The sequence below is a fragment of the Pseudoduganella umbonata genome (genome assembly GCF_014192225.1).
In the GTDB taxonomy this organism is placed as follows: domain Bacteria; phylum Pseudomonadota; class Gammaproteobacteria; order Burkholderiales; family Burkholderiaceae_D; genus Rugamonas; species Rugamonas umbonata.
The window spans coordinates 193,856-206,611 of record NZ_JACHXS010000003.1 but is presented as its reverse complement, the minus strand read 5'-3'; the positions used below and the strand labels follow the sequence as shown (position 1 = coordinate 206,611).

Sequence of the window (12,756 nt, the reverse complement as noted above, 5' to 3'; positions counted from 1 at the left end):
TCAGTTCTCCTGGGCCGAAAAACGGATGCGCGGGTCGACCAGCACATAGGCGATGTCGCCGGCCAGCTTGACGAACAGGCCGATCAGCGTGAACAGGTACAGCGTGCCCAGCACCACCGGATAGTCGCGGCTGTTGATCGACTCGTACGACAGCAGGCCCAGGCCGTCGATCGAGAACAGCGTCTCGATCAAGAGGCTGCCGGTGAAGAAGGCGGCGATGAAGGTGGCGGGAAAGCCCGTTACCAGCGGCAGCAGCGTGTTGCGGAACACGTGCTTCCACAGCACCTGGCGTTCCGACAGCCCCTTGGCGCGCGCCGTCAGCACGTACTGGCGGCGGATCTCCTCGAGGAACATGTTCTTCGTCAGCAGGGTCTTCATCGCGAAATGGCTGACCACCGAGGCGATCACCGGCAGCGTCACGTGCCACAGGTAGTCGGTCGCCTTGCCCAGCGGCGTCAGCTCGTCGAAGTTGTCCGAGGTCAGGCCACGCAGCGGGAAGATGTCCCAGAACGAACCGCCGCCGAACAGCAGGATCAGCAGCACGCCCAGCACGAATCCCGGCACCGCGTAGCCTGCCAGCACGAGGAGGCTGGTGATGAAGTCGAACCGGCTGCCGGCCCGCACCGCCTTGGCGATCCCCAGCGGCACCGAGACCAGGTAGGTCAGGAAGAACGTCCACACGCCGAGCGATACCGAGACGCCCAGCTTGTCCTTGATCAGCGACCACACCGACTGGTTGTGGAAATAGCTGTCGCCGAACTCGAAGCGCGCGAAGTTCTTCAGCATCTGCCAGTAGCGTTCCAGCGGCGGCCGGTCGAAGCCGTACAGTTCGCTGAGCTGGCCGATCTGCGCGGCGTCGATGCCGCTGCGCCCGCTGTAGCTCCAGCCGCCGCTGCTTTCCGCTTCGCCGCCCGAGCGCACGTCCGCCCCGTCGATCTGCGCCAGCATATGGTCGACTGGTCCGCCCGGAACGAACTGGGTGACGAGGAAAGTAATGGTCAGCACCCCCAGCAGCGTGGGCACGATCGCGGCAAGGCGTTTCAGCAGGTAGATCAGCATGGTTCTCGGGCAGTGTGTGGATTGAAAAGCCGGGCCGGCCCCGGTCAGGCGGCCTTGCGCGCCGGGGCGGGTGCGGAAGCCGGCGCCGGTGTCAGAGCTGCGTTGGGGTTGGCCGGCCGGTCCAGTCCCAGGTTTTCGCGGTAGGTCTTCGCCGCGTACTCGGTGCGGAACAGGCCGCGCCGCTGCAGTTCCGGCACGACCAGCCGGGTGAAGTCGGCGAAGCCCTGGGGCAGGTAGGGCGGCACGACGTTGAAGCCGTCGGCGCCGCGCTCGACGAACCACTGCTCGATCAGGTCGGCCACGGTCTTCACCGAGCCGACCGCCTGCAGGTGGCCGCGCGCCACGCGGAAGCGCAGCACCAGCTGGCGGATGCTCAGGTTTTCGCGGCGCGCCAGTTCCAGCTGCTGCTGGAAGCGCCCCTTGCCGTTCGCGCCGGCCTCGTAGGGCAGGTCGGGCAGCGGCCCGTCGAGCGGGTAGCCGGACAGGTCGAAGCCGCCGAATTCGAGGTTGCTGAAATCGACCAGCGCCTGCAGTTCGCCGAAGCGGTCCTGCGCTTCCTGGTCGGATTCGGCCACCACCACCGACAGGCCCGGGGTGATCTTCAGCTGGTCTTCGTGGCGGCCGTACTTCGCCATGCGCGACTTGACGTCGGCATAGTAGGCCTGCGCCACGCCCAGCGACGTGGCCGAGCAGTAGGTCATCTCGGCCACCCGCGCGGCGAACTCCCGGCCGGTTTCCGAATTGCCGGCCTGGACGAACACCGGGTAGCCCTGCACGGGCCGCGGGTAGTCCAGCAGGCCTTCGGACGAAAAATACTTGCCCTTGAAATGGACCGGGTGGCCCGACCGGGGATCGTAGAACTGGCCGGCGGCGCGGTCCGGGTGGTCGAACGCGTCGTCGTCCCAGCTGTCCCACAATGCCTTGCTCAGTTCGACGAATTCGGCGGCGCGCTCGTAGCGCTCCTCGTGCGAGCGGGGCTCTTCGATGCCGAAGTTGGCGGCGGTATGCTCGCCGAACGACGACACCACGTTCCAGCCGGCGCGCCCGCCGCTCAGGTGGTCCAGCGACGTGAACTTGCGGGCCACGTGGTACGGATGCTCGTAGTTGGTGTTGACGGTGGCCACCAGGCCGATGCGCTCCGTCACGGCGGCGACGGCCGACAGCAGCGTAAACGGCTCGAACTGGTAGTTGACGGGGCTGCGTCCCGTGTCCGGCGTGACGGTGCCGGAGCGGCCGATGAAGTCGGCCAGGAAGAACGTATCGAACTTGGCCGCCTCGGCCAGCTTCGCCGCCTCCAGGTACCACGCCACGTCGGGGCGGCCGTTGTCGGTCGAACTGGGATGCCGCCAGGCGGCGGGATGGTGGCCGAAGCGTTGCAGGAAGACGTTCAACACCAGCTGGCGCTTGTTTTCGCTCACGGTATTACCTTTTGATATGAATGTTCGGGAGCGGGCCGCGATCCCCGATCGTGGCCCGCCATGTAAATCTGGCGCCGCAGTTCAGCCGAAGTAGTTCACCCGCTGAATGCCTTCGATTTTTCCAGCAGGCCGGTGCGTTTCCACTGCAGTTCCAGCGCGCCCGGCGTGTAGGCCTGGGCGCCGCCGATCTGCTCGGCGATCGCCTGGTAGCGCGCCGCTTCTTCGACGAACAGGATGGTTTCCGACGTGCCGATGATGCCCTTGCCCCAGAAGTTGGCGCCGCCGTTCGATTCCAGCAGCGCCGGCGGCGGTGCCAGCTCGGGATGGTTGTCGAGCCGTTCGCGGATCACCTCCAGCGGGCTGCGCGTGCGTTCCAGGTGGTTCGGGATCTCGCGCGCCAGCAGGTGGCGCGCGGCGGCCACGTACAGGATCGGGAACGGCTTGTGCGCCAGCGACCATGCCGACAGGTAGTTGGTGTGCACGTGGATCACGGTGTCGGCATCGAGGCGTTCCTCGTTCAGCAGCGACGCCCTGGCCTCGGAGAACTTCGACAGCCCGATCGTCGGCGTCTGGTCGCGCGCCAGGCCGCCCGGGAAGCGGATCGCCAGCAGCAGGTCGTGGCCCGGAATGCGGTGCGTGATGTGGAAAGTCAGGCTGGCCGACAGCGTGCGGTTCTCGCGCAGCGTATTGAACACGTGGATGGCGTCGGCCTTGGCTTCGTCGACATATGAAACCAGGTCGATCCCGGCAAGTTGTTCGGACATGGTGGAACTCCTTTGTTGTGGATGGGCTTCAGGCGGCAAGCGGGGTGGCGGCGGACGCGGTGTCGGCGCGGCCTTCGGTGAACGCCGGCTGCTGTTCGACCAGGCGGCGGGCCTCTTCGAGCGGGGCGGGGTCGATCCATGCGCGCACGTCGAAATCGGCGCGCAGGTAGCCCCAGTCGCGCAGGAAGTTCTTCTGCGCCTCGAGGCCGGCAATATGGCCTTCCGACAGTTGCGGCGTGAACGCGCGGTGGAAGCCGTCGCCGTGCGAGGCCAGCACCTCGGCCGCGTCGGCCCCGTTGTCGGCGCCGATCAGCGCGGCGACGTCGCCGGGGTTGCGCTCGGCCCAGCTGGCGGTGCGCAGCAGCACGGCCAGGTAGCGGGCGACGACGTCGGGGTGGCGTTCCAGGAAGGCGCGGTCCACAGTCACCGGGCGCGGCGTGCCGTTGTTGACGCGAGCCAGCGGATCGGCCAGCGCGTTGTTGTTGGCGATCTGGCGCAGGTTCGGCGACTGGGCCGTGCGCCAGCCCTGTGCGGCACGCAGGAAGATCGCGTCGACGGCGCCGTTCTCCAGCGCGGCAAGGACGGCTTCGCGCTGGCCGCCGCCCGGATTGGCCGTACCCGGCTCGGCGCGCTCGGCGACGTCGATGTCGATGAACTGCGTATCTTCCGGCGCCAGGCCGGCCTGGGCCAGGGCGGTGACGAAGCCGTGCTGGGCCGCGCCGCGCTGGAAATCGATCAGCGCGTGCTTGTGGCGCGGAATGGCAAGGCGCGCGCCGGCCAGGTCGGCGGGCGAGCGGATCGCGCTGTCGGCCCGCACCAGGATGCCCTGGTACTCGTCGAGCCAGGTGATGGCCACCACCACGGTGTCGGCACCGCCCGCCTTGGCCCAGATCGGCGGGATGTTGCCGCCCTCGCGGAACAGGCCCGTCTGGCCGTGGTGGTAATGGGCGTTGCGCAGTGCCTGGCTGTCGGAGTCGCGCAGCGAGCGCAGCGTGGTGCCGCCCTGCGCGAACTCGGCCTGCAGGAAGCCCTTGCGGATCGCCAGCGCCGACGCCGTGGCGGCCCCGCAGCGGGTGTACCAGAGTTCGACGGTCTTGCCAGTGTCTGTGCCCGCGATATTACTTGTGGTGTTCGTTTGGGTCATGTCAGTCCTTGTGGGTTGGTCCTGTTCACCCATTCCGCAAGTTCCGGGCCAGCACCTGGCAAGGCGGCGACAGGGCGCGGACAGCCCGGCAGCCCTTTTTCCTAGCGATTTCACAGCATCGTGTGCGCGCCAGCAAACACACGGCGCCGCGGCGCTGCTGGATTTTGCACAGCGCGCCGCGGCGTTCTGTTCAAGCCGCCGCAGCGCGGCACTGTTTTTCGCGTGGCACGAATCCTGCGAACAGTTGATGGACAGTCACTTACCAGTCCATCGAGGAAAACCAAGCATGCCCACGCCGTTCCCTGTCTCCGTTCCGTTCCGGCCATCGCCGAGATTCGCCCGGTCCCTTCCTGCGCGCCGCACGCTGCTGGCGCTGGCAGTCGCGCAGGCCTGCGCCGCCACGGCCATGGCTGCCGACCCTTCAGCCGACCCCGCCGCCGCCGACACTGCGGTAATAGCCGCCGCCGCGGCGCCGTCCGACGCAGCCAACCTGGTGATCAGTGTCGTGACGGTGACGGCGCAGAAGCGCGAGGAAAAAGTCACGGACGTGCCGCTGCCGATCACCGCCATCGGCGGCGACGCGATCCGCGACAGGAACATCGGCAGCTCCGCCGATATCGAGCGCCTGGTGCCCAACCTGTCGGCGCAGTCGTCCGGCGGCAAGGCGTCGAAGCCGCGCTGGTTCCTGCGCGGCATCGGCACCAACGACCCGAACGCCAACAACGAAGGCCCGCTGGGCATCTATGTCGACGATGTCGTGGTCGGCCTGCAGGGCAACCAGAATTTCCCGATCTTCGACCTGGAGCGGGTCGAAGTGCTGCGCGGTCCGCAGGGCACGCTGTGGGGCAAGAACAATACGGGCGGGGCGATCAATTTCATCTCCGCCCGGCCCACCTTCGACACGGACGGCTATGCGCGGATCGGCTTCGGCAACTACGGCTCGCGCACCGTCGAAGCGGCGTTCGGCGGCGCCGTGCAGGAGGAGGTGCTGGCGGCGCGCGCCTCGCTCTACTATGAGAGGAACGACGGCTGGGCACGGAACATCGTGACCGGCGAGGACGGCCCGAAGCTGCGCGACTTCGCGGCGCGCTTCCAGGTGCTGGCAAAGCCCACGCGCGACCTGGAGGCGCTGCTGATCCTGCGGCTGCGCCAGCGCGACGGCGGCAATCCCGGTTCCGCGCTGGTGGGCGCGACCAGCGTGAACGGCGTGACGACGCCCAACCCCGGCGGCGCGATCACGCAGGGCGGCGGTTCGTACCTGCCGTCGTACGGCACCAGTCCGGAGCCGACCAGCGACTACTGGGCCGGCGACGGCTACAACAAGCAGGATACCAACGGCGCATCGGCCAGGGTGACGTGGCAATTCGGCGGCCATACGCTGACGTCGATCACCGCGTTCGACAACTCCAGCGGCGACACCTGGTCGGGCGTCGGCGTGCCGGCCGGTACCACGCTGGACCGTTCCAGTGCGCGCGGCAGCGACTCGTCGCGCCAGCGCACGCAGGAGTTGCGCCTGAGTTCATCGAAGGACCAGCCGCTGAGCTGGATCCTGGGCGCCTATTACTATAACCAGGATGCGCGGGTGGACAGCCAGGGCGCGCGCTTCAACAACACCGAGCAGTACACGCAGAGTTCGTGGGACCAGAAATCGATCAGCACGGCGCTGTTCGGCAATGCGCGCTATGCGTTCACGCCGCAGGCGGCGGTCACGCTCGGCCTGCGCCACACGCGCGAGCGCAAGAGCATCGAGGAAACCACGCTGACGGCGAACGACAATGCGGCCGGCGACCGCGTCGTGTTCAACGATGCGAATGCCTGGTGGCTGCCTGGCGCGGTGAGCGGCGGCGCGGTGGTGCCGGTGACAGCGCTGGAGCGCAGCGCCCGGTGGAACAAGACGACATGGGACCTGACGCCCGAGTACCGCGTCGACAAGGACCTCCTGCTGTACGCGCGCGTCGCGACGGGATTCCGTTCGGGCGGCTTCAACCAGGCCATCGTCAACAACGCGATCCGCCTGACCGACCCCGAGACGATCACCGACTACGAGGTCGGCGCGAAGTCGGAGTGGCTGCGCGGGCGCGTGACGGCCAACCTGGCGGCGTTCTACTACGACATCAAGAACCTGGCGCTGAACATCCAGCAGGTGGTGCCGGGCACCACGATCACGAGCACCAACGGCAGTTCCAACGGCAATATCAAGGGCATCGAGCTGGACGTGGACGCGCTGCTGACGCGCGAGCTTCGCGTCGCCGCCAGCATCGGCCTGCTGCGCTCGAAGTACACCGAGTTCGCCTACTCGGTCGGCAACGTGCAGCTCGATGCCAGCGGCAACGAGTTCTATCGCACGCCGCGCCGCTCGTTCCGGCTGGATGCGGAATATCGCCTGCCGCTCGCTTCCGGCGCGGACGTGCTGTTCGGCAGCGACTGGTCGTACCGCAGCCACATCTTCCACAACGCCACGGTACAGAACGACCCGATCCAGGAAACCCCCGGCTACTGGAACGGCAATGCACGGATCAGCTACCGCAGCGCCAATGAACAGCTGCAGCTGACGGCCTTCGTATCGAACGTGACGGACCAGCGCAACAAGGTGCTGTCGCAGATCGTCAATACGCGCGGCGTCTATCCCACCAGCTTCGCCCCGCCGCGGCAGTTCGGCGTGCAGGCCACGTTCAGTTTCTGACCCTGCCGAGTGCTTGGTGTCGGACACCCTCGGGTGTCGGACACCGGTTTTCGGCAGCGTCGACCAAGAACCGGTGTCCGACACCAGGAAGCCGGTGTCCGACACCAAAACCAAACCGGTGTCCGACACCATAAGGCCGGTGTCCGACACCAGGAAGCCGGTGTCCGACACCAAAACCAAACCGGTGTCCGACACCATAAGGCCGGTGTCCGACACCAAAAAACCAGAACCAAGGAAACCTCATGACCAAACCGATCACCATCCTCGCCTTCGCCGGCAGCACGCGGCGCGACTCGCTCACCAAAAAACTGTCCAGGGTCGCCGCCGTGGCCGCCGAAGGGGCGGGCGCGCACGTGACCTGGATCGACCTGAAGGATTATCCGATTCCGCTCTACGACGGCGATACCGAAGCCGAGCACGGGCCGGGCCAGGCGGTGCTGGACCTGCTCGCGCTGTTCCGCCGGCACGATGCGCTGCTGATTGCATCGCCCGAGTACAACGGCTTTTTCCCGCCGCTGATCAAGAACACGCTGGACTGGCTGTCGCGCCCGCGCGAAGGCGAGGAACGCCATGCCGCGTTGCGCGGCAAGCACGTGCTGCTGCTGTCGGCCGCGCGCGGCTCGAACGGCGGCGCGCGCGGCCTGCAGCAGCTGCGGCACCTGTTCGACAACTTCAAGGCGCACAGCCATGCGCAGGACTACCTGCTGCCGGCCGCGCACGAGGCATTCGACGAACAGGGCAATCTCGCCCATGCCGCCGACCAGGCCCGCCTTGAAGCATTGGTGGCGCAGTTCGCTGCCACTGTCCGCGAGCGCCAGCTGCATGCCGCCTGACGGCTATTTCTTCCCTTTTACCTTGTCGCCGCCGGCAAACAGTTCGATCCTGCTGGTCGGCCCGGAGACGATCAGCAGGTCGCCCGGCAGGATGCGCGTTTCCGGCTGGGCATGGCGGAAGTCCTGGTTCAGGCGCTTGACGCCGACCACGGTCACGCCATGCCGGGTGCGCACATGCGACTCGGCCAGCGTCATGTTGTGCGTGTCGGCCGGCGCGTGGATCTTGGCGATCGCAAAGCCGTCCTCGAACTCGATGAAGTCCATCATGCGGCCGGTGATCAGGTGGGCCACGCGTTCGCCCATGTCCGCTTCCGGGTACACCACGTGGTGCGCCCCGACGCGCGTGGCGATCTGGCCGTGTTCGGGCGTCAGCGCCTTGACCCAGATGTCCTTGATGCCCAGTTCCGTCAGCACCATCAGCGTCATCAGGCTGGCGGCCAGGTCGGTGCCGATCGCCACGATCGCATGCGAGAAATCGGCCACGCCCAGCTGCAGCATCAGGTTTTCGTTGGTCGAATCGGCCTGCACGGCATGGGTCAGGCGGTCGCCCCATACCTGCACCAGCTCTTCCTTCCTGTCGATGCCCATCACGTCGTGACCGAGATGCATCAGCGATTGCGCGACGGCGCCGCCAAAGCGGCCCAGGCCGATGACGACGACGCTGTCGCTGGCGGAAAACGCGAACTGTTCCGTAAAAATCCTACCCCACAATTGGATGCTCCTCAGGATAACGATAAGGCATGCGCCGTTCGCCGATGACCAGCGACGTCGCAAGCGTGATGGTACCGACCCGGCCGAAGAACATCAGCAGGGCCAGCACGAACTGGCCGGCCGGCGGCAGGTCGGCCGTGATGCCGGTGGACAGGCCGGCGCTGCCGAAAGCGGCGATCACCTCGAAGATGACCTGGTCGGTGGGAAAGTGCGATATGCGCAGCAGCACCATGGTGCCGGCGGCCACGATGACACTGCCCACCACCATCACCGTGATGGCCTGCCGCTGCGCCGACGCGCCGACGCGGCGCCCGAACGCTTCGGTATCCGTGTGGCCCTTGGCTTCGGCGATCACCAGCAGCACGAGGATCATCACGGTGCCCACCTTCACGCCGCCGGCGGTGCCGGCGCTGCCGCCGCCGATGAACATCAGCAGGTAGTGCAGGGCCCACGTCTCCCTGGTCAGCGCGGCGATGTCCACCGTGTTGAAGCCGACGGTGCGCGCCGACGCCGACATGAACAGGCTGTTCAGCAGCTTGTCGGCGACCGACATCGGGCCGAAGGTCTGGGCATTGTCCCATTCGAACACCAGGATGGCGATAAAGCCGGTGGTGACCAGCGCCAGCGTGCCGGTCAGCGTCAGCTTGGTATGCAGCGACCAGTGCCGCGGATCGCGGCAGCGGTCGCGCAGGTCGTTCAGGATCGGGAAGCCGATGCCGCCGACCACGGCGGCGATCATCACCGGCAGCAGGACCAGCGCATCGCCGGCGTAGCGGATGAAGCCATCGGTATGGATCGAGAAGCCGGCGTTGTTGAAGGCCGACACGGCATGGAAAAAACCGCTCCAGGCGGCGTCGCCCCAGGCCATGTCGTGGCCGAAGCGCAGGCGCAGCGTGAGGACGGTGGCGATGACGAGCTGCGACAGCGCCGTCACGCCCAGCACCAGTTTGGCCACGCTGGAGATGTCGCCGACCCACAGCGAACGCGTTTCGGTCTGCGTCACCAGCCGCGTGCGCAGCCGTGGCGAGCGGTTCACCATCAGGCCCAGCAGGGTGGCCGCCGTCATCATGCCGAAACCGCCCAGCTGGAACATCACCATGATGGCCGACTGGCCGAAGGTCGACCAGTAGGTCCCCGTGTCGACCACCACCAGGCCCGTCACGCAGATGGCCGATACCGCCGTGAAGAACGCGACCATCGGCGGCGCAGGTTCGCCGGCGGTGCGCGCGACGGGCAGCATCAGCAGCAGCGTGCCGACCGCGATCGCCAGGGCAAAGCCCAGGATGACGGTGCGGGCGGGATGGAGGACGGTCTGTTTCAAGATGTGTTGGCCGGCCCTCCGGTGGCGCTCAGCGGCAGGGAGGGCAGGCGTGGTGGCAAAGACCGGTATGGTAAACGAAGGCGCCGGCAGCGCCTAATGGAAGACGCTGCCGGCGCTGTCCGGCTGCCGTGCCTTCACCGGTGACAACACCGGTTCACCGGCGCCGTTACGCCGGCACCGCCTCGCTTTCGGCGCTGTCCGGCACCCAGCGCTGGCCGGCGCGGGCGACCAGCAGGCGCTCGCCGTGCGCCAGGCGCTCGTCCGCTTCGACGATGTTCAGCATCGCCACCAGCAGCTTGCGCTGCAGGGCCGGGTCGGTGATGTCGGCCAGCAGGCTGTCCAGCAGGTCGGGTCCGATCTCGACGGCGCCGTTGCGCACCGTGCCGCCCAGCATGTCGCGGCACAGTTCGTCGAGCACTTCGCTGAACAGGGTCCAGTCGATGTCCAGCTCTTGCAACACGGGCGCGTCTTCCAGGATTTGCAGCTCGGCCGGATCGAGGTGGCCGTCGACCACCATCGACAGGGCCAGGAGGCGGGCGCGGGCCCGCGGACTATTGGTTTCGTACGTTCGCATTCTTGTTCCTTGTTCGGTGGCGCAGCCCGTATCGGGCCGCGCCGTCAGTCATTGTCGGGCTCAGTCGCTCTTCTTCGGCGGCAGCAGCAGGCTCGCCACCACGCTGGCACCGATCAGGAAGGCCACCGTCACCAGCGAAGCCTCGACCGGCATGTGGTACCACGGCATGATCAGCATCTTGGTACCGATGAACGCCAGCACCAGCGCCAGGCCATACTTGAGCAGGTGGAAGCGGTCCGCCACGTCGGCCAGCAGGAAGTACAGTGCGCGCAGGCCCAGGATCGCGAACAGGTTCGACGTGAACACGATGAACGGGTCGGTCGTGATCGCGAAGATCGCCGGGATCGAGTCCACCGCGAACACCAGGTCGGTCACCTCGATCAGAATCAGCACCAGGAACAGCGGCGTCACGTACAGCAGGCCGTTACGGCGCACCATGAACTTCTCGCCATGCTCGTCGTCGGCCACGCGCAGGTGGCGCTTGGCGAACTTCAGGATCGGGTTCTGCGTCACGTCGGGCTCTTGCTCGGAGGCCATCAGCATCTTGATACCGGTGAACAGCAGGAACGCGCCGAACAGGTACAGCACCCACGAGAATTCCTTCACCACCCAGGCACCGGCCAGGATCATGATGGCGCGCATCACGATCGCACCCAGTACGCCGTAGATCAGCACGCGGCGCTGGTATTGCGGCGGCACCTGGAACGCGCCGAAGATCAGCAGGAACACGAACACGTTGTCGACCGACAGCGCCTTCTCGATCAGGTAGCCGGACAGGAATTCCAGCGCCTTCTGGTCGGCCACCACTTCGCCCACGGTACCCTTCAGGTGCCACCACAGGCCGGCGTTGAACAGCAGCGCCATCGTCACCCAGACGCCGGACCAGGCCGCGGCTTCCTTGACGCTGACCTTGTGTGCCTTGTTGCCGCCAAACACAAACAGGTCCAGTGCCAGCATCACCAGCACGAAGGCCACGAATCCGGCCCACATACCGGGTGTGGCTATGTTTTCAAGTCCAGTCATTTCGACCAACTCCTTATGGAATATCAATAGGACGCAGGATACCGGCGTACGATTCAAAGGACAAATCGAATATACTTTGCTGATACATCGAAAAAACCGAGTAATTGCCTTGGCGTTCACACTTCCTGTTAAGAATGACAAATTGCGCGAATGCACCTTCGACGACACGCGACGACGCTTGCGCCAGCACCGGCAGCCGGCGCCCGCACCTTGTGCACCTGACCAACACACCGAGCCATGAGCCTGAACTACAAGCATCTCCGATATTTCTGGATGGTGGCGCGCACCGGCACGATCGCCCGCGCGGCCGAGCAGCTGCACCTGACGCCGCAATCGATTTCCGGCCAGCTGACCGAATTCGCCGACACGCTGGGCGTCGAGCTGTTCCGCCGCACCGGCCGCACGCTGGAGCTGACCGAGGCCGGCACGCGCGTGCTGAGCTATGCGGACACGATCTTCCGCACCGGCGACGAACTGATCGAGGCGCTGCACGACGAATCGGTGCACGCCACCCGTTTCCTGGTCGGTTGCGCCGACTCGGTGTCGAAGATGGTAGCCAGCCAGGTGCTGGCACCGGCGCTGGCGCTGGCCGAGCCGGTGCGCCTGGTGTGCCGGGAAGGGCGGCTGGCAACGCTGCTGGGCGAGCTGGCGGTGCACCGGCTGGACCTGATCATCGCCGACCGGCCGATGCCGCCGCACCTGTCCGTGCGCGGCTTTTCGCACCTGCTGGGCGAGAGCGTGCTGAAGATCTTCGGCGCGGCGGCGTTCCGCGAGCGGCTGAAGGGGCCGTTCCCGCAATGCCTGGACAAGATGCCGATGCTGCTGCCCGGCGAGGATTTCGCCACGCGGCCGCGCGTGCTGAAGTGGCTGGAGGAGCAGGGCGTGCGCCCGCGCATCGTCGGCGAATTCGACGACAGCGCGATGATGAAGGCGTTCGGGCGGGCCGGCGCCGGGCTGTTCTTCGCGCCCGGCGTGCTGGCCGACTACATCTGCCAGCAGTACGGGGTGGAGCAGTTCGGCGAGGCGGGCGATGTCGTCGACCAGGTCTATGCGATCACCACCGAGCGGCGGCTGAGCCACCCGGCCACGGTGGCGATCAGCCAGGAGGCCAAGCAGCACCTGTTCCGGACGTAGGCATGCCGCTTGCCGTCATGGCAAACCGGGTCTTACACTGCGGATACCGGATCTGATCCGGCCGGCCCCGCGGCGGATCGCCGCGTATCCAC

At 66.7% G+C, this 12,756-nt stretch carries 11 protein-coding genes; 3 read left to right on the top strand and 8 right to left on the bottom strand.

From position 1 onward, the window contains the following. The 4 genes from FHS02_RS09675 to FHS02_RS09660 form a co-directional block, all read right to left on the bottom strand. The gene (locus FHS02_RS09675) at window positions 1-1,059 is read right to left on the bottom strand and encodes a microcin C ABC transporter permease YejB (RefSeq protein WP_137313235.1); all 1,059 of its coding nucleotides are present in this window, start codon (window positions 1,057-1,059) and stop codon (window positions 1-3) included. 44 nt (window positions 1,060-1,103) lie between these two features. Continuing rightward, window positions 1,104-2,477, bottom strand: coding sequence for an LLM class flavin-dependent oxidoreductase (locus tag FHS02_RS09670; protein WP_137313234.1), 1,374 nt, complete (start codon window positions 2,475-2,477; stop codon window positions 1,104-1,106). Window positions 2,478-2,572: 95 nt separating this feature from the next. After that, window positions 2,573-3,241: a class II aldolase/adducin family protein gene (locus FHS02_RS09665; protein WP_137313233.1), complete on the bottom strand. Its 669-nt coding sequence runs from the start codon at window positions 3,239-3,241 to the stop codon at window positions 2,573-2,575. A gap of 28 nt (window positions 3,242-3,269) precedes the next feature. After that, window positions 3,270-4,385 carry an ABC transporter substrate-binding protein gene (locus tag FHS02_RS09660; RefSeq protein WP_137313232.1) on the bottom strand — a complete coding sequence of 372 codons (1,116 nt, stop codon included), beginning with the start codon at window positions 4,383-4,385 and terminating at the stop codon, window positions 3,270-3,272. A 286-nt stretch (window positions 4,386-4,671) separates the two neighbouring features. Between FHS02_RS09660 and FHS02_RS09655 the strand changes: the two genes are divergently transcribed. Together FHS02_RS09655 and FHS02_RS09650 are read left to right on the top strand one after the other, a co-directional pair. Continuing rightward, complete coding sequence (locus tag FHS02_RS09655) at window positions 4,672-7,068, top strand: TonB-dependent receptor (protein WP_175424750.1); 2,397 nt, start codon at window positions 4,672-4,674, stop codon at window positions 7,066-7,068. A gap of 242 nt (window positions 7,069-7,310) precedes the next feature. Continuing rightward, complete coding sequence (locus tag FHS02_RS09650) at window positions 7,311-7,901, top strand: NADPH-dependent FMN reductase (RefSeq protein ID WP_137313229.1); 591 nt, start codon at window positions 7,311-7,313, stop codon at window positions 7,899-7,901. Between the two features lie 3 nt (window positions 7,902-7,904). On the opposite strand, the gene FHS02_RS09645 is transcribed toward FHS02_RS09650, so the two are convergent. The 4 genes from FHS02_RS09645 to FHS02_RS09630 form a co-directional block, all read right to left on the bottom strand. Next, a complete protein-coding gene (locus tag FHS02_RS09645) occupies window positions 7,905-8,612 on the bottom strand; it encodes a potassium channel family protein (protein ID WP_137313228.1) in 708 nt (235 codons plus the stop codon). After that, entirely contained in the window at window positions 8,602-9,933 is a 1,332-nt protein-coding gene (locus tag FHS02_RS09640) for a TrkH family potassium uptake protein (RefSeq protein WP_229422563.1), read from the bottom strand. The genes FHS02_RS09645 and FHS02_RS09640 overlap by 11 nt, the downstream gene beginning before the upstream one ends. Before the next feature lie 166 nt (window positions 9,934-10,099). Then, window positions 10,100-10,507, bottom strand: a complete 408-nt coding sequence (locus FHS02_RS09635; RefSeq protein ID WP_137313227.1) for a tellurite resistance TerB family protein — start codon at window positions 10,505-10,507, stop codon at window positions 10,100-10,102. Window positions 10,508-10,567: 60 nt separating this feature from the next. Beyond that, entirely contained in the window at window positions 10,568-11,530 is a 963-nt protein-coding gene (locus tag FHS02_RS09630; protein WP_137313226.1) for a TerC family protein, read from the bottom strand. A gap of 237 nt (window positions 11,531-11,767) precedes the next feature. Here FHS02_RS09630 and nhaR point away from each other — a divergent pair, with 237 nt between their 5' ends. Then, a complete protein-coding gene (gene nhaR, locus FHS02_RS09625) occupies window positions 11,768-12,664 on the top strand; it encodes a transcriptional activator NhaR (RefSeq protein ID WP_137313225.1) in 897 nt (298 codons plus the stop codon). The last annotated feature ends 92 nt before the right edge of the window (window positions 12,665-12,756 follow it).